A 24,327-nucleotide genomic window follows, 5' to 3' on the forward strand; every position below is an offset into this window, starting at 1 on the left:
CTCGTCTCTCTTCAAAACCAAGCCATTCTGCAGCTCAGCACATGAGTTCTTTAGCCGTCTAAGGCAAGTGAATTCTCCGGCTTTTCATGAACCCTTTGAAACACAAGCACAAGGATGAAGAAGCCGAGCGCGAGGGCCGACATGCCTAAGCAGAGAGCGATGACGGCCGCATAACTGCCCCACCAGGCCCAGAGTGCCCCGAAGATGAAGGGAGCCGCCGCCGTGGTGAGGCGGACCGGCATGGCGATCATGCCCTGGACCGTACCGTAGCTCTCGCGGCCGAACAGCTCAGATGGGAGCAGGGCACGGACGATGGTCATCATCCCGTTCGAGGCCCCGAACAGCACGGCGAAGACCACCACCAGCCAGAAGCCTGCCGGCGTGAAGGGCAGCAGGGCAAAGGCGAGGAGTCCCAAGCCCAGAACGATGATCCCGAGGCCCTTCATGCCGAAGGCACGCTCGCCGAAGGCCATGCCGAACCGGCCTACAACCTGGGCCGGCCCGATGAGGGAGAAGGCGGCGACCGCCATCTCCAGGGTGAAGCCCTTTTCGACCAGAAGCGGGATCAGGTGGATGGGCAATCCCGCCGCGATGATCCCCTGCAAAACGGACGAGGCGACGAAGCACCAGAAGGACGCCCGTCCAAGAACCCACCGGGCATTCGCGGGAGCAGGATGGCCCGTTCCGGCATCGGCATGACGCGGCGTCCTGGGCGGGGCGCTCGGGATCATCAGCGCGTGCAGGGCCGCGCAGACGAAGATGTTGAAGCCGGCCAGAACCAGCAGGGCGCTCCGCCAGCCCAGATGCTCGATAAGCACATGGGTGAGGGGAATGAAGACCGTACTGGCGAAGCCTCCCACCAGGGTCATGAAGGTAATCCCCCGGCGGGCCATGAAGCCGAGCCTGCGGGTCAGGACGGCGAAACCCGGCTCGTAGAACACCGTGCTCATCGTGATCCCCATGGCGATCCAGATCAGCACGAAGGCGGCGTAGCTGCCGACCCATGACCAGAGCAGCAGGAGGAGCCCGGCGAGAAGCGAGCCGCCCGTCATCACCGCGCGGCCATAGCCAAGGTCGATGAGCCGCCCCACCGGCACGGCGCAGAAGGCCGAGGTTCCCAATGCCAGGGAGTAGGCGGCCATCATCTCGGACTTTCCCCAGCCGAGCTCCCGGCCCATCGGATCGACGAACAGGGCGAAGGCATAGAAGATCGTGCCGTAGGAGATCAGCACGTTCAGCGAGAGAGCGGAAACAAAGGCCCAGGGCATGCGGGCGGGGGTAGACATGGATCTATTCTTATGCCCGTTAAGGCGCTGATGTCAGCCCCCGAGGTTGACGAACAGGCCTTTAGCCTCCATATGCACAGCAGGCGACGGCGTCCGGCAACCGGAACGCTTGAGCGGGACTGCGTGACGGATATTCGCGAAACGGCGAAGACCCCGGTCCCCTTCTTCAATCGCTCAATCATACGACGGCCCCATCACGCGGGCTCTCGCCTCAAGAGCCCTGAAGCGCCTTTGCTTTTAGCCGAACCTGCTTTGCGGCTCACCGCATCCGTTCGAAAGATCATAAGACTTTGACACTCTTCACCGATTTCGGATTGGCCCAGCCGATCCTGAAGGCCCTGTCTGCTGAAGGCTACGAGAAGCCCACGCCGATCCAGGCCCAGACCATTCCCTATGCCCTGGAAGGCCGCGACGTCTGCGGCATCGCCCAGACCGGCACCGGCAAGACGGCCGCCTTCGCGCTGCCGATCCTGCACCGCCTGAACGCGAGCCCGAAGCCGCGCAAGCCGAAAAGCCCGCGCGTCCTCGTGCTCAGCCCGACCCGTGAGCTGTCCGGCCAGATCGCCGACAGCTTCAAGGCTTACGGCCGTAACCTGCGCCTTTCCACCGAAGTGGTGTTCGGCGGCGTCACCATCTCCCGCCAGGAGAAGGCGCTTGCAGGGGGCGTCGACATTCTCGTCGCCACGCCCGGCCGCCTGATCGACCTCGTGGACCGCAGGGCCCTGAGCCTGCGCGACATCGAGATCCTCGTTCTCGACGAGGCCGACCAGATGCTCGACCTCGGCTTCATCCATGCGTTGAAGCGCATCGTGACCCTGCTGCCGAAGGACCGCCAGAGCCTGTTCTTCTCGGCCACCATGCCGAAGACGATCTCGACGCTGGCCGATTCTTTCCTGCGCGATCCCGCTCATGTGGCCGTCACCCCGGTGGCGACGACCGCCGAGCGTGTCGAGCAGAGCGTGATCTTCGTGCAGACCGGCCGCAAGCAGGTTCTGCTCGAGACGCTCCTGCGCGACCCGTCCATCGATCGCGTCCTCGTCTTCACCCGCACCAAGCACGGGGCGGACAAGGTGGTGCGCGGCCTCGACAAGGCCGGCATCGCGGGTGCCGCCATTCACGGCAACAAGTCGCAGCCGCAGCGCGAGCGTGCGCTCGCGGGCTTCCGTGACGGCTCCTGCCGTGTGCTCGTGGCGACGGATATCGCCGCGCGCGGCATCGACGTCGAGGGCGTGACGCACGTCATCAACTACGACCTGCCGAACGTGCCGGAATCCTACGTCCACCGCATCGGCCGCACGGCCCGCGCCGGGGCGACGGGTCTCGCGATCTCGTTCTGCAACGACGAGGAAAAGGCCTACCTGAAGGATATCGAGAAGCTGACCCGCCTCAAGGTTCCGGTCATGCCTCTCCCCGAAGGGCTTCCCGCCGCTCCTGCCGCTTCCGAGGCTGGCGAGCGTCGCGAGCCGCAACGCGGTCGTCCGGCTCCCCATGCTCGCGGGCATCAGGGTCATGGCCAGCCGCGCAATGCCGATCCGAACGCCGAGCGCGGCCCCAAGCGCCGTCGCGGTCGCGGCGGCAAGCCGGGCGGCAACGCCCAGCCGCAGGGCGGACAACCGAGCGGAAATCAGCAGAGGCCCGCACAGGCCCCGCGTCCGGCTCAAGGGCAGCGCCCTGCACAGGGCCAGCGCCCCGCTCAAGGAAAGCCCGCTTCCGGTCGTCAGGACGGACGCCGCGGAGATGGTGCCCAGGTGGCCTGGCTCGAAAAGAGCCCCCGCCGCCGGTAAGGTAAACTGATCGGAGAAGGCGCCTTCGGGCGCCTTTTTTCGTTAGAGACTCGGCAGTATTCCCTCCCCCCTTGTGGGGAGGAGAGCTCTGCGCTGAGCTCGTCAAAAAATAGCAATTTATGGCATAGCATCGGCTGCCTTTATCCAACCTCTACGGAGAGATTCCCCGATGGCCAAACGGGCCGGAAGTGCCGACCTGCCGCTCCATAGCGGTCACGTGCCGAAATGGCTGGCCGACCGGATGACGCGCCTCGGCGGCGTGGTGAGCGAGGCCATCGTTCATCACTATGGGCGCGACGAGCTGCTGCGCCGGCTTGCGCATCCGTTCTGGTTCCAGTCGTTCGGGGCCGTGATGGGGATGGACTGGCACTCCTCCGGGATCACCACCAGCGTCATCGGGGCCCTGAAGCGCGGGCTGACTCCCCTGTCGAAGGAGCTTGGAATCCATGTCTGCGGCGGGCGGGGAAAGCACTCGCGGCAGACGCCCCATGAGCTGATCGCCATCGGTGAGCGCGTCGGCTTCAATGGTTCGGCCCTGGCCGATGCTAGTCGGCTCGTAGCGAAGGTCGACAGCGCGGCGATCCAGGACGGCTTCGACCTTTATCTCCACGGCTTCATCGTCACGGATGACGGCAAATGGGCCGTTGTCCAGCAGGGGATGAACGACGCAAGCCGGCAGGCCCGCCGCTATCACTGGCTGTCCGAGGATCTGGAGAGCTTCGTCGACGAGCCGCACACGGCCATCGACGGAAAAGGGCAGGGCACCATCGTCAACCTCACCGACCGGCGGGCGGAAGCCTCGCGGAGGGCTCAGATCGCGATCCTGGATAGCCTCGGACCCGACAACATCGCCCGCAAATTCCTGGCGCTCGAAGAGCGCGAGGCGGACGTTGCTCCCAAGGTCAGCGCCCAGCCCCTGCTGCCGCACCTCGTGATGCCGGAGCATCACGACGTTCGCGCAAAGGACGTGGTGCTGCGGCGGCTGCACGGGACCCTCGCGGCGGCGGCCGACAGAGGGCCGACTGATTTCCCGGATCTGCTGATGACGCCCGGCGTCGGTCCGCGGACCGTGCAGGCGCTCGCCATGGTGGCGGAAGTCGTGCATGGCACGCCCTGCCGCTTCAGTGATCCGGCTCGCTTTTCCTTCGCCCATGGCGGCAAGGACCGGCATCCCTATCCGGTGCCCGTGCGGGTCTACGACGAGACGATCCGCGTGCTGAAATCGGCCGTCCAGAAGGCGAAGCTCGGGCAGCAGGAAGAGCTCTTCGCCCTCAAGCGTCTCGACGATCAAGCGCGCCAGCTCGAACGTCATGCCACGGGCCCCACAGTCGAGGAGCATATCCGGCACGAGCGAACCAAGTCGCATTCCTACGGCGGCCGCTCCGTCTTCGGAGACGAGCCGCCGCCGGACGATGCTGTTTAACGCTGGGCCTTCTGCAGCAGGCTTTTGTCCAGCATCACGTGGACGCCCTTATTGCCGTTGACCACCTGCGTGATGCGCAAATCGGCCGCCAGGCTGCACAGGGCATAGGCCTCCGCCTTGGTGATGCCGGTGCGGGCGACGATCAGGTCGATCATGGCGCGCAGCGCGATGACGACGCAATCGTCGAGATCTGGATCGAACGCCATGGTCATGACATGCGTCGGGGTCTCGGCCATGGGCCACGTGAGATGCATGTCCTCGCGCAGGTGCAGCTCGAAGGTGCCGATCAGGCCTGTCTCGATGGCCGTGACGCAGACCTCGCCGTCGCCCTGGACGCCGTGTCCGTCGCCGACCGAGAACAGGGCGCCGTCGTGATGGATCGGCAGGTAGAGGGTTGTGCCGGCCACCAGTTCCTTGTTGTCGAGATTGCCGCCGTTGCGGCGCGGCGGCAGGGTGTTCACGCTGCCCCACGCGGCGGGCGGCGCGACGGCCATCACGCCGAAGAACGGCTTCAACGGGAGCTCCAAACCCCATGGCAATCGGCCGGTCATCCGCTCGCGGTCGAGCGGAATGGTCATGAAGTGCATCTCGTCGAAATCGTCGGGCAGGGCGCCTTTCTGCGGGGCCGAATAGGTGAAGCCCCAGTCGTAATGCAGCGCGATGTCCCTGATGCGAACTTCGAGAACCTGACCGGCCCTGGCGCCCCGGATGGCTACCGGGCCGGTGCAGATGTGGCCCGGCAGTTTCGGCTTATGTGCCGCATGGATGTCCGTCAGCGCCTGCGGGATCACGAAGGGCCCCTTCGGCATCGCCTCGGGACCGCCCGACACGGTCGAGATCGTGACCGTGTCGCCGGAATCGACCGTCAGCAGCGGCTTCAGGTTCGCGTCGAAATAGCCCCAGTGGATGGTCTCCGGGGAAGCATCAATCCGGTAATCGGCCACGAAACACCTCTGCCATTGCTCTCAAAGCAGGATGTCTCGCATTCCGTCAGGTGAAGGACAACACGTCTTCTCTTTGTAGCACCGCATTTTTTCACGGCGAACCGGATCCACTTCGCCGAAAAATGCTCTGCCTAATGGTAAGGATCCGCCGCATCCCTGAGCCCGTCGCCCATGAAGTTGAATGCGAGCACGACGATCACCACCGGGACCATCGGGAAGAGCAGCCAGGGGTGGAGCTGCACGGCCGCGAGGTTCTGCGCCTCGTTGAGCAGCACGCCCCAACTCGTCACCGGCGGGCGCAGGCCTAACCCCAAGAAGGAGAGAGCAGTCTCGCCGAGGATCATGGACGGAATCGAGAGCGTCGCCGAGGCGATCAGGTGGCTCATGAAGTTCGGGATGAGATGGCGCGCGATGATGCGCTGCTTGGAGGCGCCCATCAGTTCCGCCGCCTTCACGAAATCTTCCTCGCGCAGCGACAGCAGCTTGGAGCGCACGGCGCGCGCCAGCCCCGGCCAATCGAGCAGGCCAAGGATGATGGTGATGCCGAAGAACACCAGGATCGGGCTCCAGTTCGCCGGCAGGGCGGCGGACAGCGCGAGCCAGAGGGGCAGTTCCGGCAGCGAGCGCAGAATCTCGATCATGCGCTGGATCACATGGTCGACCCAGCCGCCGAGATAGCCGGCAAGGCCTCCGAAGAAGAGGCCGAGCGCGAACGACACGGCGATGCCGACGATGCCGATGGTGAGCGAGATCCGCGCTCCGTAGATGATGCGCGAGAGCAGGTCGCGCCCGAGCCGATCGGTACCGAGCAGGAACATCGTGCCGTCTTCCGGAGGGCAAACCAGATGGAAGTTCATCTCCCACACGCCCCAGAACTGGTAGGTATCGCCCCGGCAGAGGAAGCGAATGGGCTGCGGCTTCGATTTATCCGGCGTGTAGACGCGCCGGAAGCTCTCCAGGTCGAAGCTGTAGGAATAGCGATAGGTATGAGGCCCGACAAATCGTCCTTCATGCATCAAATGGACGGCCTGCGGTGGCGCATAGAGGAAGTCGCCATGGCGCTTCGTCTGGTTGTAGGGTGCGACGACCTCGACGAAGGGGACGAGAAGGTAGAAGGCGAGCAGCACGAAGGCTGCCGCCACGGCCACCTTGTGTCGGCGGAACTTCCACCACATCAGCTGCCAGGAGGAGGCGCGATAGAAGCTCTCGCTTTCAGCGCCGACCGGTTCGGTCTTGCCAGGATCGAAGGGTCTCGGATCGACGTAATGGCGCTTGGAGGAGAGAGCCGTGTTCATCGTGCGCCTCCCATCCGGATCCGCGGATCGAGCCAAGCCAGCAGAAGATCGGAAATCAGCATGCCGACCACCGTCAGCACCGCGACGAACATGAGGATGAAGCCCGCGAGGAACTGATCCTGACTCTTCAGAGCGCTCAGCAGGATCGGGCCGACGGTCGGCAGGCTCAGGACCAGGGATACGAGAACCGACCCGGAGACCAGATGCGGCAGCAGATTGCCGACATCGGCGATGAACGGGTTGAGCGACATGCGGAAGGGATATTTCAGCAGGGCCCTGGTCGGCTCGAGACCCTTCGCCTTTGCGGTCACGTAATACTGCTTGCCGAGCTCGTCGAGCAGGTTGGCACGCATGCGCCTGATCATGGCCGCAGTGCCACCGAGACCGATCACGATTGTCGGCACCACGAGATGCGAGAGAAGCGACTGCGTCTTGGCCCAGGTCCAGGGCTCGCCCGCATATTCCGGGTCGTAGAGTCCCCCGATGGAAATGCCGAACCAGCGGTTCATGTAATAGAGCAGGATCAGCGCGAGCAGGAAGCTTGGGGTCGCAAGCCCGATATAGCCGATGAAGGTGGCAAGGTAATCGCCGACGGAATATTGCCGCGTCGCCGAATAGATCGCGATCGGGATCGACACCACGTGGATGAAGATCACCACGGCGAGATTGACGAGAAGCGTCAGCCACAGGGCGTCGCCGATCACCTCCACCACCGGCTTGTCGTACTCGAAGGACCAGCCCCAATCACCCTGCAGCAGGCCCGAAAAGCCGTTCGGTCCAGGCATGACGCCGATCCAGACCAGGTATTGCTGCCAGGCGGGCTTGTCGAGCCCGTATTGCTTGATGAGGAATTCGGCTTTCGCGATGGAGGCGGATTCGCCCTGCGCCCTGAGTTCGGCGATCTGGTTGGTCAGAAAGTCGCCCGGCGGCAGCTTGATGATGAAGAAGACCAAGGCCGAAATGATCAGCAGGGTCACCGCCATGGTGACGAAGCGACGTAACAGGAAACGGATCATCGACGGGCCTCTTTGCCGGCGGCTTTGTTCCAGTGGATTTCATCCAGGCGATAGATGCCCAGCAAGGCCGTCGGCTCCCAGCTGTAGAGTTCTTTGGCAGGCAGTCCCTGCAAGCCGTTGCGGACGACGATGGGCTGCAATGCGCCGGAGATCGTGCCGATGGCCCATTGGTTCTCCGCATGGTTGCGCAGCATCTCGCTCCAGGCGTCCCGTTGCACCTGCCGGTTCCCGGTGCTCATCCAGGTCGTATAGAGATCGAGGAGGCGCCGGGCTTCGGGGATGTCCACCTGTTCGCCGTTCTTGCCTTTGGTCTCCACGTGCTGGCCCCATTTCGGCCAAGAGTAATTGTCCTGACGCATGGGGGCGAGTTCGGTCGGCGGCATGATGGCGGTTGGAATCGCGTTGTCGAGGCCGGGAGCCGCCACCATCACGGTCAGCCCGGCATAGGACCGGTTGCGCAGAACCGTGCGGTCCTGTGGTTTCACGAAGAGCCTCACGCCGATCTCGCGCCAGAACTCGCCGATCAGGGTCAGGCCGTCGACCACGAGGCTGCTCTCGCCGTCGGTTTCGACGATGATTTCCAGCTCGCGCCCGTCGGGAAGCAGGCGGATGCCGGCGCCGTTGCGTTTCGTCAGCCCGATCTCGTCGAGAAGGCGCGAGGCTTCCGCCGGATCGTACCCGGCATTCATCGTGCGCAGCTCCTCCTTGAAGAGTGGGCTTTCCGCCACGATGGTGTTGTTGCCCTCGGTGCCGAGACCGAAGAGCAGCGCGTTGTTCAGCGTCTTGCGATCGATGCCGAGCGACAGGGCGCGACGGAAGCGGACGTCCCGATTCAGCTGGCGCCAGACCGGATCCGCCGTGTTCAGATTGGGATAGAGTGCAAGCTCGGTGCCTCGGGCATAGGGCCAGAGCAGTGTCTTGTAGCCCTTCGCCTTCTCGCCCTCCTTCAGGACCGGGATGTCGCTCATGGAGAGGCCTCGGAACAGGAGGTCGACCTCTCCCGCATTGGCCTTGGCGGCGAAGAGGCCGGGAGCCGAGACGTCCATGATGAGGCGGTCGACGTAGGGCAGCTGCAATCCCTGGCCGTCGACGCGGTGGTAATAGGGATTGCGCTCGAAGATGAAGCGGTTCGCCGGAGCCGCATTCATCACGCGCCAGGGCATGAGGGTGGGCAGGGCCGGGTTGGTCTGCTCCTTCATGTCGTCCATGCGATTGTGCAGGGCGGCCCAGGATTTCAGCTTCTGCTGCTTCGCCTTTTCTTCAAGAGCGGCCTTGTCGGCATATTTGGCGTGGAATTGCTTGAGATAAGCGGAAGCCCGGTAGATTCCCGGATCGAGTGGCCCGGCCAGTTGGGGCAGAAAGCGCGGGTTGGGCTTGTCCCACGTGTATCGCACCGTCCGTTCGTCGAGGACCTCGAAGCGCGGGGGCTTGCCGTCCACCATCATGAACTCCGGCGGCCCCGCCGGTGAGAGATCCTGGTTCTGAGCCACGTCCTCCCAGTAATAGCGGAAATCCTCCGCCGTGAAGGGCGCGCCGTCCGACCAGCGATGGCCCGCGCGCAGGGTGAACGTGAAAACCCGGTCGTCCTCGTTGTCGAATTTCTCCAGGAGATCGGGCTGGAGCTGGAGATCCTGGTCGTAGCCGACGAGGCGTGTATAGGCGAAGGTCGAGATGTAGCGGATGTCGCGCGCCCGCGGCACCAGGGTCACCATATCGCCGCCGTACTGGCCCGTGGATTTGACCACGATGGGCGTTTTCGGGAGCCGCTCCGCCAGCGGCGGAAGCTTCTTGTCCTTCACCTTCTCGGCGAAGAACGGCGCGTCCTTGAAGTCCTGCGCCATGGCAGGCAGCGCCAGCAGTCCCAGCGCGACGGCAAGGGCGAGCTTTTGTGTTCGGGCTTTGAGCAGCATCACGCAGCCTCCCGGGCTGTCAGGTGCCCCAGACGAACCTTATGGCCCGGTTCGATCTCTTTCATCACGCCGAATTCGCCGGGCTTGATGCGGAAGGGCTCGGGCCATTCCGACGGCTGCGAGAAGCGGCCGCTCCGGAGCTTGGCGAAGTCCAAGGGTCGGTCGATGTCGGGGTCCGGCACGGCCGCAAGCAAGGCCTGCGTATAGGGATGAACCGGATTGCGGAAGAGAGTGGATTTCGGCGCCTCCTCGACGATGTAGCCCCGGCACATGACCGCGATGGTATCGGCGATGTAGTCCACGACCGCGAGGTTGTGGGAGACGAAAAGATAGGACAGGCCGAGAGCCGATTGCAGGTCCTTGAGCAGGTTGAGGACCTGAGCCTGCACGGAGACGTCGAGCGCGGAAACCGGCTCGTCGCAGAGCAGAACGCGCGGCTCGAGTGCGAGCGCCCGCGCGATGCCGAGGCGCTGGCGCTGGCCGCCGGAGAAGGAGTGCGGATAACGCCTGAGCACGCGCTGATCGAGCCCCACCATGTCGAGAAGCTGCTTCACCCGTGCATAGCGCTCATCGGACGTGCCGATGTCGTGGATGCGCAGAGGCTCGGTCAGAAGCTCGTAAACCGTCATGCGCGGGTTGAGGGACGAGAACGGGTCCTGGAAGATGAACTGCACGGAGCGGCGATAGGCGGTCAGCGCATCGCCTTCCAGCTTGTGCACGTCCTTCGGCCCCGTGCCGTCGTCGAAGAGCACTCGTCCCGAATTGGCTTTGAGTGCGCGCATGATCATCTTGGACACGGTGGTCTTGCCGCAACCGGATTCGCCCACGAGCCCCAGGGTCTTGCCGACAGGAAGGGACAGATCGACCTCGCTGACGGCGCGGATCTCCTGGGTTTTGCCGGAGAACCAGCCCGACCTGAGCGTGAAGCATTTGGTGAGATGCTCGGCCTTCAGGATGGGGCCCTTCGGCTGGAGCCGCTCCGGTGCATTGGCCGACGCGAGCGTCGCGCTCGTCACTTCGCGGATCGGCCTCAGGCGCTCATTCTCCGCCATGGCAAAGCGCGGGACGGCGCGCATGAGCGCCTGAAGATAGGGGTGCTGCGCGTTGCGGAAGATGTTCTCCCGGGAGCCGGCCTCCATGACCCTGCCGCGATACATCACCACGACCTCGTCGGCCACGTTGGCGACGACGCCGAGGTCGTGCGTGATGAGGAGCACCGACATGCCGGTCTCGCCCTGAAGCTCCTTGATGAGGTCCAGGATCTGCGCCTGGGTTGTCACGTCGAGCGCCGTCGTCGGCTCGTCGGCGATCAGGAGGGCCGGGCGCGTGATGAGCGCCATGGCGATCATGGCGCGCTGGCGGAGGCCCCCGGAGAGCTCGAACGGGTAGGTCTTCAGGGCTCGCTTCGGATCGGGGAAACCGACCCGGGCCAGCACCTCCATGGTCCGTTGGTTCGCCTTGGCCTGATCCGCAGCCGAGTGGATCATCAACGCTTCGGAGATCTGGTCGCCGATGGTGTGAAGCGGCGACAGGGACGTCATCGGCTCCTGAAAGATCATGGCGATGCGCCCGCCCCGCAGCGCATGCATGTCATCGCTCTCGGGCTGCAGAGCGGCGATGTCGATGGAGCCGCCGGTTGCGGGATCGTTGAACACGATGGAGCCGCCGGTGATGCGGGCCTGCTTCGACAGGATCTGGAGGATGGCCTGCGCCGTCACCGATTTGCCGGATCCGGACTCGCCGACGAGGGCCACTGTCTTCCCCTTGGGAATGTCGAATGTCAGCCCATCGACGGCACGGAAGTTTCCGGCATCGGTGTTGAAGTCAACTGTCAGCCCGTGAACCGACAGGAGTGGCGCTTCCATATGCTCCTCCCAGGAACTATGAGCATAACGCATCAGTCCCCATTTGATCTCAATTGTGATCTTGTTTCCAAGTCGAAACATGCATCGGGACACAAAAAAACTATGCCCTGTGCGGCAAGGCGGGCGATAACCCTTTCGCATAACGCCCAGATGACGTCGTCATGAACGAGATGATGGGTCAAAAACCCGATGGGTTCCTCAGGATCCGCATCCCCGGCCACGCGCCGTTCGACAGCTCCCGCGAGGGCAGCCACGATCGCAGCCGGGTCCGCGAGGCTCCTCGTCCCGTGCCAGTCGATGGGATCCACATGGGTGTTGACCTGGACGAGGCCCGGGACAGGCTGGGCGGTCTTCCGATCCGTAAACGTGGACAGCCCCGTGAATCCCAAGCGCGGCAGGTGGGGGACCAGATCCCGGGAGATCCGGTTCCAGGGGGGCACGAAGACCGGCAGGAGCCTCGATCCGAGGCGCTCCCGCGCCAGATACAGCGCCCGTTCCGCCTCCTTCGCCATGAGTTCCAGGGGACGGTGAGGGCCGAACTCCGCCTTCTTCTCGCCGGGAGGCGCATGATCGGCATGGCTCCAGCCATGCACGAGAGTGAAGACCTTCGGCTCCTCTGACAGCCGTCTCGCTAGCGAGGCTTCGATGCCCTGGGGGATGACCGCGAGGCCGATTCCCGCGTCGTAGCGGTGGGCCAAGCCGAGCAGCCGGTCGAGCCGGGGCGTATCGGCTACAGCATCGTCGTCGCGCCACCAGAAACGGACGGGGCAGCCCCGATCCCGGGCCCGGTCCAGCGCGCGATCCAAAGGCGACCAGTCAATGGTCCGGTGGATTGCGGGGCCCGAAGACACGAGATTTTCGGCCAAGGCGACGGTTTGCGTTGCTCCATCCAGGGATATGGCTGGAGCCGGGGAGGGCGGACGGGCCAGTCCGCGCCGGATCGCATCGGCCAGATTCCGCGGCGAGAGTTCCGTCTCGGACAATATCTCGGCAAGGCCAAGCGCCGCGAGGCGCTCGGCGCGCAGTCGCTGCTCCGTCTCTGAGCCGGCCTCGAAAGGCACGAGGACCGATCTCACGCCGCAGCGCAGGAGGTCGACGGCCGTATTGTATCCCGCCTGGCTCACGGAGAGTTCGGCGCCTGCGAGCAGGGCACGGAAATCGGGTCTTGCCCGCTCAATGGCGACTTGAGGCGGAGCGCTCTCCTGGAGGGCGAGGAAGTCGGCTTCCGCGACACCTCTCCCGATGAGGATGCGCCAGGGCCGGTCCGTGATGTCCTGCGCCGCTCCAAGGGCAGCCCGGTAAAGTGGCAGGCTCGCCGCGCTCGATCCGCCGGAGACGACGATTCCGTGTCGACGAGCCTCCGGCACAGGGGCCTCGTTCTCATCGACATAGCCGGTGTAGCGGATGAGCGGCCTGATCCGCTCGTCCACCGGCCATGACGCTTCGAGCGGCACCAGCTCCGGATCGCCATGGACGAGAACGGCGTCGTAATCGCGCAGCACGCGCTCATGGGTTTCCGCGATGCGCGAGGCCTTCGAGGAGGCCACCAGGATATCCCGGATCGAGCACAGAATCAGCGGACGCGGGCTCAAGCGGCGCGTGGCATCGAGCAGGACGGAGAATTCATCCGCAAGGACGCGGCGACCGAAAGGGAACAGTTCGGTGATGAGAATATCGGGCCGGGCTACTCTCAGGGTATCGAGCAGAAGGGTGCGGCGCCTCTCGAGATAGGCTTCATCGACAGGTTCGAAATCCTCGCCGAGCAGCGTCTTGAAATCCGTGCCGGCAGTCCGCACGGGCGGCAGCTGAACGAAGGTGACGTCCTCCAGATCCGCCGGGCGGGCAGGGGCGCCGCCCGATACGAGCGTCGTCGCATGCCCTTTTCGCGCGAAAGTCCGCGCCAGTGCGGCAGCCCTGGTGAGGTGGCCCGCTCCCAAAAGATGCGTGACGGCGATCAGAACGCGTAAGCTCATTTTGACACTCTACCCCGTTAGCCCTTTCAGTGCATTGCGTAAGCGCAATGCGGCATGATCGAGGTCGCGTTCCTGTCTGACGAAACGTGATGCGTTGGTGCCGAGGTCCTTGAGCCGTTCTCGGTCCTGCAGGAGCTTGCTCAATGCATCGGCGAAAGCCGGGATGTCGCCGGGGGGCGTCAATGTCCCCGTCTCGCCGTTCCGCACCACGCTCGCAACACCGCCATAGGCGCCCGCAACCACCGGGCAGCCGAGGGCCTGAGCCTCCAGCAGCACAATGCCGTAGGCTTCGTTGACGGCAGGCCAGACGAAGAGATCGGCGCTCTCATAGAGCGCTGCCAGATCGGCCTTGCTCTCGACCTGCCCATGGAAGCGCACCCGTTGTGCCATGGGGGAGAACAGCCGCGCGATCTCTTCCCGCGCCTCGCCGTCCCCGACGATATCGAGGGACCAGGGCAACTGTTGAAGATGCCCCAGGGCAGCAGCCAGAATGCGATAGGAGGCAAGCTTGTCGCCCTCCCGCATCATCGCCACCGTGAGAAGGCGTGGTTCGGTTGCGGGCCCAGTGCGAGCGTCGGTTATGGGCCATTCCGCCAAATCCAGGAACGGCGGCAGGTCCACCAGGACTTGATGCGCGGGCCTTGAGGCCTCCAGGGCTTCCCGGTCATGGGCCGTCATGCCGAAGATCACGTCGGCCCGGTCGAGAGCCGCCTGTGCGCCTTCATGCCCGAGAGCCCAGGGCCCTTCCGCCCGCTTGGACGCTCGCGAACCTTCCGCAATGGCATAGGGGATGCCGAGCGCCTCGGCGACACGTGGGCCGATCCAGTCCGGCGCCTTGTAGTAGACATGGTAGGTGAACCACAGGCACGGGCGGCTGTCCTCAGGCAGTGCCCTGCAATGCGCGACGAGACGGTCGACTTCCTCCAGCGATTCCTTTCGGAGGCTTTCCTGCCGTTGCCGATTGCCAGCCTTGTCGAGGGTCCGCACTTCGCTGGCGAGAAAAGGCGAATAGCCAGCCCGTCCGAGGGCCTTCATCAGCAGACGTGCCATGGTGCGGTCGCCCGAGGGCAGCGGATGGTTCGGGCTCTTCAAGGGGGCATAGAACGCAACAGGCCTTGAGATCGTCACACCCGCTCCGGTTCTTTCCTGGCGTTGTCCGTCACGGCCCGGAGGCGATCCTCCAGGACATCGATCCCGCCTTCCATGGAAAAATCCCGCCGCAGGCGCGCGAAGGCGGCGGCTCCAAGCGCTTCGCGGCGCGCCGGATCGCGGGAAAGCAGATTGAGAGCGTTGGACAGGGCCTCCCAATCGCCCGGCGGCACGAGCTCGCCTTCCACATCGTTGCGGATGAATTCGGGGATGCCTGCAAAGTCCGTCGCCACGATGGCGAGCCCCTGGCTGGCCGCTTCCATGATCACGTTGGGTAGTCCGTCCCGGTCACCCGATTTCGCTTCCTTCGAGGGCAGGACGAAGATGTCCGCCTCGCGCAGGAGCGCGACGATGTCGGGCTGCGCCTTGGAGCCGAGAAAAGCGACCCTGTCGGCGATCCCGGCATCCTGCGCCTGCTTCTTCAGGCTGTTGAGCAATTCGCCGCCGCCCACATGGGCGAAGCGCCAGTGGAGGTCCTGAGGCAGTGCGGCGAGCGCCTGAATCAGGTCGCCGAAACCCTTCTTCGCCACGGCCCGCCCGACGGACACGATTCTGACCGGATCGAGCGGATTCGCGCCGTCCCTCGCGATGCGGCTTTCGGGAGCCGCCGGAAAGCGGGAGAGATCGAGGCCGTGGTAGACCAGCGACACCTTGTCGGGCCGCGACAGGGATTGAAGATTTCCGGCTCCGTGCGCCGTGCAGGTCACGCCCCAGAGTGCTTCCGCCATCTTCTCGCGCTTTTCCCAGTCGGGCGTCGTCCAGATGTCCTTGGCATGGGCCGAGAACGTCCAGCTGCGGCCCGTGAGCAAGGCCGCATAGCGGACGACGGATGCGGGTGTGTGGAGGTAATGCACGTGCAGATGCCGGACGTCCTCCGGCAGCTCGCGCGCCATCACGAAGGCCTGGCCGAGACGGCGCACCCGGTTGGCCGTGAAATCGCGTTTCAGGTCGCGCCAGAAGGCCCGGATCAGCGGCCCGAGGCCCTTCTGACTCAGGCTCCAGAAGGCGCCTCGCAGCACGCGCAGAGGCTCCTCGTAAAGATATTCCGGCAGATAGGTGACCCGCGCCTTGATCGCCTTGTGCATGGGATGCACGGCCCGTTCCGTCGGGTGCCGCAGGGACCAGATCTCAAGCGCGAGGCCGCGCTGCTCGAGGGCCAGGATTTCCTGGGCAATGAAGGTTTCCGAGAGGCGCGGGTAGCCTTTCACGACGACGGCAATGCGTCGGGCTGTCTTGGAGGGAAGCATGTGTGCGGTTACTCGGCCGCCTGATGGTACGCGGCGGCAAACGGTGCCTTGGAGGCTGTGAGCACCTTCAGGCGCTCCTGCACCCGGTCGAGTCCGTCGAGAAGGCCGGGAACGACCACCTCTGAAGGACGCGGCTGTGTAGAGAGGGAGCGCAGGGCGGCGGCCATGCGTTCGGGCGTGCGCGGCTCCTTGTAGTCGCTCAGCATGCTTACCAAGCCCAGCCGCTCACCCTCGACGGCGCGGATGTATTGCTCGAGGCGAGGCCTCGTGCGCGGGACGATCAGCGTGCGCTTGTCGAAGGACAGGGCCTCGCAGAAGGTGTTGTACCCGCCCATGGCCACGATGGCGTCGGCCTTCTTCATCAGCCATTCGATCTTGTTGTCGAAGGACATCACGTCGAGCTTCGGCTGCCTGGCGATGCGGTCCACGAAGGAGCGGCGCTGATCCCGATCGATGAAGGGGCCAAAGAGGATGAGGGCGGGCTGTTCGAGCGCTGCGTCGGCCTCGTAGGCCGAGATCACCCAGTCGATCAGATCGTCGCCGTCGCCGCCGCCGCCGGTGGTCACCAGGATGAAGGGCTGCTTCGTGATCTTGGGATACCTCGTGAGGGACGGGGTCGGCGGCACGTCCCGGCGCAGGTAGCCGGTATAGGTGATGCGCTCTTCCACAAAGGCCGGCAGATCCAGGGCCTTGAGAGGCTGGTAGACGTCCTTGAGGCCGTAAACCCAGATCTCGTCGTAGTAGCGGATCAGGGCATCCTTGGCTCCCTTGCGCTCCCACTCGGGCACGAGAAGAGCAGGCTCGTCCATCACGTCGCGAATGCCGAGGACGAGACGGCAGCCGGCGGCCTTGAGATAGTCGAGGGCCGGAACGACCTCGCCACGAAATCCCGTAGGCTCCTTGTCGACGATGAACACGTCCGGCCGGAAGGCCTTGGCGGCCTGAAGGATGAGGGCCTGACGCAGGCCGACGGCCTCGTCCAGCTCGATATTGAGGTTGAGGCTTCGGTAATCCCCGTCCGGCAGCTTCGTGACCCCGGGGATGCGAATGTAGTCGACGCCGCTGTCGAACTCGAAATTGCCGATGACGGGCGATCCGGAGATGATGACGATCGAGGTGTCCGGCCGGTCCTGCACGATGGCGTTGGCGAGTGCCCTCGACCGGCGCAGATGGCCGAGGCCGAAGGTGTCGTGACTGTAGATCAGGACACGCGTTCCCCGAATATTCTCGGACTGCCCCGAGACAGAACCTGCGTCCTGATCAAAATCCATTGCCAGGTCTGCCATGCGGCTGCCCCTTCGGTAAGGCGGCCGAGCCGATTGACGACCGATCCGCCCTCTCTACCTTCTAAGGTCCCTATCGATCAAATAAGGCGTTGCCCGAGATCGGAAAGAGGTTCATCCAGGCGTATAGAAGTGGTGATCCTACGGCAATGGAAAAGAGCCTCTTTAGGTACATTTGGACACATTCAAAGCGCGACCAGCTGATCGTTTGCGCGGTCGTGCTCGCGTCTCTGCCATTTTATTTTATGTCCCTCGATCTGCCTCGCCAGATCGTGAACCAGGCCATCCAGGGCGAGGCGTTCCGGGACGGCAATGCCACGGCCCCTTTCCTCCATCTCAGTTATGAATGGCCCAAATGGCTGGGCGGCGGCACTCTGGAGATCTTCCAAGGCTTCCAGGTGGGCCGGTTGGGCCTGCTCTTTGGCCTTTCGACCCTTTTCCTGTTCTTCGTGGTCGTCAACGGCGCGTTCAAATACTGGATCAACGTCGCCAAGGGCATCCTGGGCGAGCGGATGCTGCGGCGCATGCGCTTCGACCTGTTTTCCATGGTGCTCCGGTTCACCCCGGATGCCCTGCGCACCGTGAAATCGTCCGAGACGGCGACGATCATCAAGGATGAGGTCGAACCTATCGGCGGCTTCATCGGTGATGCCTTCATCACCCCGATATTCCTGGGGATGCAGGCCATCACGGCGCTCGTTTTCATCATGATCCAGAACGTCTGGCTCGGCCTGATCGCCTTGGCTGTGATCGCCGTGCAGTTCACCATCATTCCGCGGTTGCGGCGAGAGCTGCTGCGTCTGGGAAAGCAGCGGCAGCTGGAATCACGGCAATTGGCAGGGCGCATCGCCGAGGTCCAGGACGGCATCGAGGTCGTTCACGTCCACAATGCCTATAACTGGGAGCGGGCCGAGATCGGACACCGGCTGTTCAATCTCTTCTCGGTCCGGCTGAAGATCTATAACCGGAAGTTCTTCGTCAAATCGCTCAACAACTTCCTGGCGCAGCTGACGCCGTTCTTCTTTTACGCCATCGGCGGCTATTTCGCCCTGCGCGGCACGCTCGACATCGGTCAGCTCGTGGCCGTGATCGGCGCGTATCGGGAGCTGCCGCCGCCCTTGAAGGAGCTGATCGACTGGGACCAGCAGCGCCTCGACGTCCAGGTGAAGTACGATCAGGTCACCCAGCATTTCGCCGAGGAGCGGCTCGCACCCACGCACGACGCCCGTGAGGCGGCGGAAGAGGACGTGGCCCTGACAGGACCCCTGGTGGCCGAGGACATCCGCGTCGTCGGCATCCACGGTGACATGATCATCGAGGGCGGTTCCTTCGAGGTCGACCTGCCCGCGAGCGTCGCCCTGATCTCCAACGGCGGCGCGGCCGCCGGCATGCTCGCGCGCATCATCGCCCGGCGTACCTCCGAGTTCAGCGGCCGGGTCCGCATCGGCGAGCGTGATCTGATGCAGCTCCCCCTTCCCGTGGTCGGCCGCCGGATCGCCTATGCGGGCGTCGATCCCATCCTCTTCCCCGGCAGCATCCGCGACAACCTGATTTACGGACTTCGCTCGAAGCCGTTGGGCAGGGTCGAGGAAGAAAAGCGGGAGATGGATCGCCGGATCGCCGAGGCGATCAGAACGGGAAATCCCGTCGAGAGCATTACCGACCAATGGGTCGATTACGAGCGGATCGGCGCCAGGGACGAGAACGATCTCGACCGCATCCTCATCGATCTGCTGGACCGGATCGGCATGGGCGACACCATCTACCTGTTCGGACTGGCGGGCCGGATCGACCCCGAGCGCCACATGGCGCTGGCCGAACGCGTCGTCGAAGCCCGGCACCGCCTGCGCGAAACGTTCCAGTCGAACGGCATGGCCGATCTCGTCGAACCCTTCGATCCAGAGCGCTACAACAGCCAGGCCACCATTGCCGAGAACCTTCTCTTCGGAGTGCCGATCTCGGACGAGTTCAAGGGACGCAACCTGGCCGAGAACGGCCAGTTCCGCAGTGCCATCGACCGGGCCGGACTGACCGACGATCTCGTCCGCATGGGCCTGCAGATCGCCGAGACCATGACCGAAATCTTCGAAGGGCTGCCCCCCGGTCATTCGCTGTTCGAGCAGTTCTCCTTCATCGGCGCCGAAGAGCTGCCGGAATTCGCCGCCATCCTGCGCCGGCACGCGCGAGGCGAGGGCAATGGGAGGCGGGAGGACCGCACGAGGCTTCTGGCCCTGCCGCTCGCCTATATCGAAGCCCGGCACCGCCTGGGTCTCCTCGACGGCCAGCTCATGTCCCGGATCGTGGAGGCGCGTGGCAGGGTCCGGGAGGTTCTCGCGAAGTCCGCTTCCGAGGGGGTGGAATTCTACGATCCCGAAAAATTCTGCGCGGCGGCGCCGTTGCGGGACAACCTCCTGTTCGGACGCGTCAGCTATCAGGTCGCCAATGCCCGCGTTCGGGTGACGGAAGCCGTGGCGACGGTGGTTCGGGAACTCGACCTGCTGGAAGACATCGAGCGGATCGGCCTCGATTATCAGGTCGGCACGGCGGGGCGGCTCCTGTCGCCGCAGGAGCGGGCGACCGTCAACCTCGTGCGCTGCCTCGTGAAGCGCCCGGACATTCTCGTCATCGACGGGGCCTTTGCGCCCTTCGACGAGGCGCGCAGCCAGCAGATGCTTGAACTGCTGCTGGAGCTTCTCGACCAACAAAGCCTGTTCATGGTCCTTCCGAATGATCGACAGGCAGGCTCTTTCGATGTTCAGTTGCGATTCCGTGACGGACAGATCATCACAGAAAAGACGGCCGCTCCGGTCCTCAGGTCCGCCAGACCCGAGCCGGACGCCGCCCAGAGAGTAGCAGGAGAGGTGGCATGACCCTTGAAACAGAGGTTCAGTCCTTGCGGCAGGTGCCGATGTTTCGGGATGTGGATCCGGCCCGCTTGAAATTGCTCGCCTTCACGAGCGAGCGGGTGCAGTTCTCCGGCGGACAGCGCTTCTTCTCGCAGGGGGATCCGTCCGATGCCGCCTATGTGATCCTCGACGGACGGGCGAGCGTTCTCCTCAACACCCCGGGCGGAGACATCCAGGTAGCCGAACTCGGGAGCAACGCCCTGGTCGGCGAGATGGGCATTCTCTCGGACACGCCGCGCTCCGCCACAATCATGGCGGCTGAACCGACGACCGCCCTGCGAATCGACAAAAGAGTCTTTCTGGAGCTTCTCGCCCAGTTTCCCCAGATGTCTCTGGCGATCATGCGGGAGCTGGCGAAGCGCCTCGAGCGGACCAATGCGCAGCTTGTCGCACAATCCTCATCCTAAATTTCCAGGCAATCCTTGAGATTTTTCGGGGAAAACCCTGCTTAAGGTTAGCAAAATCCTACCTCGAATGGTCAAGCTGACCGATTCTCGTCACATCTACCCGTCAACCCTTGTCCCACAATGACACAAGGGAAGGCCCGGCCGTCAGGTCGGGCAGTTGCGGGATAAGTGGATGATGAGTAACGCGAGAACGCTGCTGTGCGCGGTTCCGCAGCCTGTTGCGGATGTGCGCAAGTCCGGACGTCGTCGCCTTTTCCTTAACCTGACCTTGACCACGGGCCTGATCCTGGGCCTCCAGGGCCTCTCCGCCGGACCGGCGGCCGTGGCCACCCTGCCGAGCGCTCTCATGGCAAGACCGGTCGCGGCCTCGGTCCCGCAGCCGGTCACCACCGGCTCCCTCATCACGGCGTCGATGGATTTCACCCCGAAGCTGATGAAGGACCCGAGCCTCTTCAAAGCCATTCTCGACGGCGCATTTTCCTTCAGGAAGCCGCAGGCCGCGAAACCCGCGCCCCACGAGATGCAGGAGGAGGCCGCCGGCGATCCGGATGAGCTGATTCCCTTCAATGGGCGCAACATCCCTCGCTGGCTCGTGCATTCCATCCTGAAGGCCGCCCATGTGACCGGCGTCGATCCGGTCTACATGATGACCCTGGCCGACGTGGAATCGAGCCTCTCGCCCGAAGCCAAGGCGCCGACATCGTCCGCGCAGGGGCTGTTCCAGTTCATCGACCGCACCTGGCTCGAAATCGTGCAGCTCCATGCCGCCGATTACGGCTTTGCCGCGGCCGCGGAGGCCATCAAGACCGTGGACGGCGACCCGGTCGTCGGCGACAAGGACCGCGCCTGGATCATGAACCTGCGCACGGATCCCTACTTCTCTGCCCTTATGGCCGGGGAGCTGATCAAGGACGTGGAGCGCGCCCTCCAGGCGCAGGGCGAGAGGGAGCTGGCCGAAGCGGAACTCTACCTCGCTCATTTCCTGGGGGCCTCCAGCGCCGTCCGGTTCCTCGAAGTCCTGGACCAGGACCCGAACATGAAAGCCTCCAAGCTCTTCCCCAAGGCGGCGAAGGCCAATGCCGGGCTGTTCATGGAAGGCAAGGGGCGCAAGCGCCGCCCGGTGAGCGTGGCCGAGCTTTACAACAAGATCGATTCGAAGATCGTCCGCCGTCTCGACCGGTATGAGGGGATTGGCCCCTATCTCGCCGAGATCTCCCGTCAGAGCGAAGAGCGGACATCCGAGGCGACCGCGCTCGTGCAGTAAGGGCTGCCCCGCCGCGCGTCACCCGACCGCGCTGATCGCCGATGAGGCCGAGGCCGGAAGCGAGCGGGTGTGGACGAAATCGCCCTTGGCCAGATAGCTCAGCTCCTGCGGCGTGGAGGCACGTCCGAGAACAGGATTCCGGTGCGGAAAGCGGCCGAACCGGGAGATGATGGCGAGATTGTCCCGGGCCTGTCTCAGCGAAAATTGCCAGACGGGCTTGATGTCGTCTGGCGCCTCTTCAATCGCCTGCTCCGAGATGGCGACGATGCGCTTCATCCGTTCCAGATGATCCGGCCCTTCCGCGTGGGCGAGGGGAAGGAAGTAGAAAAATCTCTCGTAAGGGCTTGTGAGGGCATCGTAATGCCCGTTCCCGAATCCTTCCTCGGCGATCCTCAAAGTGACCGGGTCGGAGGAGTACGCTTCCGGCGTTCCCGCAAACAGGCCGCGTGGGAATTGATCCAGAACGATGATCAGGGAGAGCCGCCCGAGGGGCGTGGCAAGCCAATGGTCGAGACGGCCGGTCCTGGCCTCGTGGACCAGGGGCTCGAACTGCTGCAGCTCCGCATTGGCTCCGCCGCGCATCCACCAGGCCATCATCTGCCAGTGTGTCGCAACGCCGGAACACGAAAGGTCGACCGGGAACCAGAAATCGTAGACCCTGCGCCAATCCCTCTGAGATGACATCCGCTCCTCCCTGAAGGAATCCGATGTTATCCCGGGTGGAATTGCCGTGGTGTGCTTGGGAACACTTGAGGGATTGGCTGGACGTTCACCCTCCCTTCGTTATCACCGGCCTTGTGCCGGTGATCTCGATCGTAAAGGCGCCGCGCTTCACACAAGTGGGATGGCCGGCACAGGGCCGGCCATGACGTGGAGGATGTCGTCCCCGATGAGAGACCCTGAAGGGGGGCGTAACGTCAGAACGCCTTGAACGTGATGATCGTGTGCGTATCGGCGATCTCGGGGATGATCTGCACGTTTTCCGCGATGAAATGGCCGATATCGACCCCGTCGTCCACGTGGAACTTCGCGAGAATGTCGTAATTGCCGGCGGTCGAGTAGATCTCGGACGCGATCTCCCGGTCGGCAAGGGCGTTCGCGACGGCGTAGGTCTTGCCGAGCTTGCATTTGATCTCGACGAAGAAGGTCTGCATGGGAGGCTCCGAGGGCGTCGTCTGGAATTCGAGTTCAGGGAGATATGGCACGGGACCGGGCCGGTGAGAACACTCCCGTTGGATCCTATGGAGTGTCATTCCCGGCCTTCCGTTGCCGGGGACGACGTGGGATCGGCCTCATCCGCGTCCGACGCTGAGGTATGTGAAGCCGTGGCGCTGCATTTCCTCGGGGCGGTAGACGTTGCGCAGGTCGACCACCACCGGGGCGGCGAGCGCCGCCTTCAGGCGCACGAGGTCGAGGGCCCGGAACGTGTCCCACTCGGTCACCAGCACGAGTGCATCCGCCCCGCGGGCGCAATCATAGGCGTCCTTGGCGTAAGCCACGTCGGTGAGCACCGCCTGGGCCGCCGCCATGCCCTCCGGGTCGTAGGCCTTCACCTGGGCGCCGGCATCCTGCAGCGCGGTGATCACGTCGATCGAGGGCGCATCGCGCATGTCGTCGGTGTTGGGCTTGAAGGTCAGGCCGAGCACCGCCACCGTCTTGCCGCGCACCGAGCCGCCGCAGGCGGCGATCACCTTGCGGCCCATGGCGCGCTTGCGCTGGCTGTTGACCGCCGCCACCGTCTCGACGATGCGCATCGGCGCCGCGTGGTCCTGCGCCGTCTTGATCAGGGCCAGGGTGTCCTTGGGAAAGCACGAGCCGCCATAGCCCGGGCCGGCATGCAGGAACTTGGCCCCGATGCGGTTGTCGAGCCCGATGCCGCGGGCCACGTCCTGCACGTTGGCGCCCACCTGCTCGCACAAATCGGCGATCTCGTTGATGAAGGTGATCTTGGTCGCCAGGAACGCGTTGGCGGCGTACTTGGTCAGCTCGGCCGTGCGCCGCGCCATGACGAGCAGCGGCGACTGGTTGAGGTAGAGCGGGCGGTAGAGCTCGGTCATCACGGCGGTGGCGCGCGCGTCCTCGGTGCCGACCACGATGCGGTCGGGGCGCTTGAAGTCGGCGATCGCCGCGCCCTCGCGCAGGAACTCGGGGTTGGACACCACGGCGAAGGCGGCGTCGGGCCGGGTCTCGCGGATGATGCGCTCGACCTCGTCGCCGGTGCCCACCGGCACGGTCGACTTGGTCACCACGACGGTGTAGCCGTCCATGGCGGCGGCGATGTCGCGCGCGGCCTGGTAGACGTAAGAGAGGTCGGCATGGCCGTCGCCGCGGCGGGACGGGGTGCCCACCGCAATGAACACGGCCTCGGCGGTCTGGACCGCCTGGGCCAAGTCGGTGGTGAAGGTCAGGCGCTCCTCGCGCACGTTCTTGGCCACGAGCTCGGCCAGGCCGGGCTCGAAGATCGGGATGGCGCCGCGGTTGAGGGCCTCGATCTTGCCCGGGTCCTTGTCGACGCAGCAGACCTCGTGCCCGAAATCCGCAAAGCAGGCGCCCGACACCAGGCCAACATAGCCCG

Annotated in this window: 18 protein-coding genes; 5 read left to right on the top strand and 13 right to left on the bottom strand. The window is 64.4% G+C overall.

Translation table 11 applies throughout. The annotated features are described in order from the left end of the window. Nucleotides 1-50: 50 nt before the first annotated feature. Complete coding sequence (locus DDF70_RS22970) at nt 51-1,286, bottom strand: MFS transporter (protein WP_114947139.1); 1,236 nt, start codon at nt 1,284-1,286, stop codon at nt 51-53. 290 nt (nt 1,287-1,576) lie between these two features. Between DDF70_RS22970 and DDF70_RS22975 the strand changes: the two genes are divergently transcribed. Next, on the top strand, nt 1,577-3,070 hold the full coding sequence (locus DDF70_RS22975; protein WP_114947140.1) for a DEAD/DEAH box helicase: 1,494 nt from the start codon (nt 1,577-1,579) through the stop codon (nt 3,068-3,070). 169 nt (nt 3,071-3,239) lie between these two features. Then, nucleotides 3,240-4,493 (top strand): DUF763 domain-containing protein, encoded by a 1,254-nt coding sequence (locus tag DDF70_RS22980; RefSeq protein ID WP_114947141.1) that lies wholly within the window; start codon nt 3,240-3,242, stop codon nt 4,491-4,493. Here the strand turns inward: DDF70_RS22980 and DDF70_RS22985 are convergent. The 9 genes from DDF70_RS22985 to DDF70_RS23025 all read right to left on the bottom strand — a co-directional run bounded on the left by DDF70_RS22985 (nt 4,490) and on the right by DDF70_RS23025 (nt 17,178). Further along, on the bottom strand, nt 4,490-5,437 hold the full coding sequence (locus DDF70_RS22985; RefSeq protein ID WP_114947142.1) for an acetamidase/formamidase family protein: 948 nt from the start codon (nt 5,435-5,437) through the stop codon (nt 4,490-4,492). The two genes, DDF70_RS22980 and DDF70_RS22985, sit on opposite strands and share 4 nt — an antisense overlap. A gap of 131 nt (nt 5,438-5,568) precedes the next feature. Then, nucleotides 5,569-6,732, bottom strand: a complete 1,164-nt coding sequence (locus tag DDF70_RS22990; RefSeq protein ID WP_114947143.1) for an ABC transporter permease — start codon at nt 6,730-6,732, stop codon at nt 5,569-5,571. After that, entirely contained in the window at nt 6,729-7,748 is a 1,020-nt protein-coding gene (locus DDF70_RS22995) for an ABC transporter permease (protein WP_114947144.1), read from the bottom strand. Before DDF70_RS22995 ends, DDF70_RS22990 begins: the two co-directional genes overlap by 4 nt. Then, entirely contained in the window at nt 7,745-9,658 is a 1,914-nt protein-coding gene (locus tag DDF70_RS23000; protein ID WP_114947145.1) for an ABC transporter substrate-binding protein, read from the bottom strand. Before DDF70_RS23000 ends, DDF70_RS22995 begins: the two co-directional genes overlap by 4 nt. After that, nucleotides 9,658-11,523 carry an ABC transporter ATP-binding protein gene (locus DDF70_RS23005; protein ID WP_114947146.1) on the bottom strand — a complete coding sequence of 622 codons (1,866 nt, stop codon included), beginning with the start codon at nt 11,521-11,523 and terminating at the stop codon, nt 9,658-9,660. The genes DDF70_RS23000 and DDF70_RS23005 overlap by 1 nt, the downstream gene beginning before the upstream one ends. A 32-nt stretch (nt 11,524-11,555) precedes the next feature. Next, nucleotides 11,556-13,496, bottom strand: coding sequence for a glycosyltransferase (locus DDF70_RS23010; protein WP_114947147.1), 1,941 nt, complete (start codon nt 13,494-13,496; stop codon nt 11,556-11,558). 9 nt (nt 13,497-13,505) lie between these two features. Further along, complete coding sequence (locus DDF70_RS23015) at nt 13,506-14,624, bottom strand: glycosyltransferase family 4 protein (RefSeq protein WP_114947148.1); 1,119 nt, start codon at nt 14,622-14,624, stop codon at nt 13,506-13,508. Next, nucleotides 14,621-15,892, bottom strand: a complete 1,272-nt coding sequence (locus DDF70_RS23020) for a glycosyltransferase (protein WP_114947149.1) — start codon at nt 15,890-15,892, stop codon at nt 14,621-14,623. Before DDF70_RS23020 ends, DDF70_RS23015 begins: the two co-directional genes overlap by 4 nt. Before the next feature lie 8 nt (nt 15,893-15,900). After that, complete coding sequence (locus DDF70_RS23025; protein ID WP_114947150.1) at nt 15,901-17,178, bottom strand: glycosyltransferase family protein; 1,278 nt, start codon at nt 17,176-17,178, stop codon at nt 15,901-15,903. A gap of 242 nt (nt 17,179-17,420) precedes the next feature. On the opposite strand from DDF70_RS23025, the gene DDF70_RS23030 reads away from it, so the two are divergent. The 3 genes from DDF70_RS23030 (at nt 17,421) to DDF70_RS23040 (ending at nt 21,752) form a co-directional block, all read left to right on the top strand. After that, nucleotides 17,421-20,045, top strand: a complete 2,625-nt coding sequence (locus DDF70_RS23030) for an ABC transporter ATP-binding protein/permease (RefSeq protein ID WP_245435612.1) — start codon at nt 17,421-17,423, stop codon at nt 20,043-20,045. After that, a complete protein-coding gene (locus DDF70_RS23035; protein ID WP_114947152.1) occupies nt 20,042-20,488 on the top strand; it encodes a Crp/Fnr family transcriptional regulator in 447 nt (148 codons plus the stop codon). The genes DDF70_RS23030 and DDF70_RS23035 overlap by 4 nt, the downstream gene beginning before the upstream one ends. A gap of 172 nt (nt 20,489-20,660) precedes the next feature. Beyond that, nucleotides 20,661-21,752 carry a transglycosylase SLT domain-containing protein gene (locus DDF70_RS23040; RefSeq protein WP_114947153.1) on the top strand — a complete coding sequence of 364 codons (1,092 nt, stop codon included), beginning with the start codon at nt 20,661-20,663 and terminating at the stop codon, nt 21,750-21,752. An 18-nt stretch (nt 21,753-21,770) separates the two neighbouring features. On the opposite strand, the gene DDF70_RS23045 is transcribed toward DDF70_RS23040, so the two are convergent. The 3 genes from DDF70_RS23045 to DDF70_RS23055 all read right to left on the bottom strand — a co-directional run. Continuing rightward, a complete protein-coding gene (locus tag DDF70_RS23045) occupies nt 21,771-22,436 on the bottom strand; it encodes a DUF924 family protein (RefSeq protein ID WP_114947154.1) in 666 nt (221 codons plus the stop codon). Nucleotides 22,437-22,669: 233 nt separating this feature from the next. Beyond that, a complete protein-coding gene (locus tag DDF70_RS23050; protein ID WP_114947155.1) occupies nt 22,670-22,906 on the bottom strand; it encodes an Lrp/AsnC ligand binding domain-containing protein in 237 nt (78 codons plus the stop codon). 138 nt (nt 22,907-23,044) lie between these two features. Then, nucleotides 23,045-24,327 (bottom strand): UDP-glucose dehydrogenase family protein (locus tag DDF70_RS23055; RefSeq protein WP_162820595.1); only part of this gene is annotated, 1,283 nt, incomplete at its 5' end.

It is taken from the genome of Microvirga calopogonii (assembly GCF_003347665.1).
GTDB classification, from domain to species: domain Bacteria; phylum Pseudomonadota; class Alphaproteobacteria; order Rhizobiales; family Beijerinckiaceae; genus Microvirga; species Microvirga calopogonii.

What these genes read in the sequence shown, in the direction of transcription:
- DDF70_RS22980 (WP_114947141.1), top strand. Translation starts at nt 3,240, where the DNA reads ATGGCCAAACGGGCCGGAAGTGCCGACCTGCCGCTCCATAGCGGTCAC.
- DDF70_RS23050 (WP_114947155.1), bottom strand. Translation starts at nt 22,906, where the DNA reads ATGCAGACCTTCTTCGTCGAGATCAAATGCAAGCTCGGCAAGACCTAC.
- DDF70_RS23030 (WP_245435612.1), top strand. Translation starts at nt 17,421, where the DNA reads ATGTCCCTCGATCTGCCTCGCCAGATCGTGAACCAGGCCATCCAGGGC.
- DDF70_RS22995 (WP_114947144.1), bottom strand. Translation starts at nt 7,748, where the DNA reads ATGATCCGTTTCCTGTTACGTCGCTTCGTCACCATGGCGGTGACCCTG.
- DDF70_RS23025 (WP_114947150.1), bottom strand. Translation starts at nt 17,178, where the DNA reads ATGGCAGACCTGGCAATGGATTTTGATCAGGACGCAGGTTCTGTCTCG.
- DDF70_RS23005 (WP_114947146.1), bottom strand. Translation starts at nt 11,523, where the DNA reads ATGGAAGCGCCACTCCTGTCGGTTCACGGGCTGACAGTTGACTTCAAC.
- DDF70_RS23040 (WP_114947153.1), top strand. Translation starts at nt 20,661, where the DNA reads ATGATGAGTAACGCGAGAACGCTGCTGTGCGCGGTTCCGCAGCCTGTT.
- DDF70_RS22970 (WP_114947139.1), bottom strand. Translation starts at nt 1,286, where the DNA reads ATGTCTACCCCCGCCCGCATGCCCTGGGCCTTTGTTTCCGCTCTCTCG.
- DDF70_RS22990 (WP_114947143.1), bottom strand. Translation starts at nt 6,732, where the DNA reads ATGAACACGGCTCTCTCCTCCAAGCGCCATTACGTCGATCCGAGACCC.
- DDF70_RS23035 (WP_114947152.1), top strand. Translation starts at nt 20,042, where the DNA reads ATGACCCTTGAAACAGAGGTTCAGTCCTTGCGGCAGGTGCCGATGTTT.
- DDF70_RS23045 (WP_114947154.1), bottom strand. Translation starts at nt 22,436, where the DNA reads ATGTCATCTCAGAGGGATTGGCGCAGGGTCTACGATTTCTGGTTCCCG.
- DDF70_RS23010 (WP_114947147.1), bottom strand. Translation starts at nt 13,496, where the DNA reads ATGAGCTTACGCGTTCTGATCGCCGTCACGCATCTTTTGGGAGCGGGC.
- DDF70_RS23000 (WP_114947145.1), bottom strand. Translation starts at nt 9,658, where the DNA reads ATGCTGCTCAAAGCCCGAACACAAAAGCTCGCCCTTGCCGTCGCGCTG.
- DDF70_RS23020 (WP_114947149.1), bottom strand. Translation starts at nt 15,892, where the DNA reads ATGCTTCCCTCCAAGACAGCCCGACGCATTGCCGTCGTCGTGAAAGGC.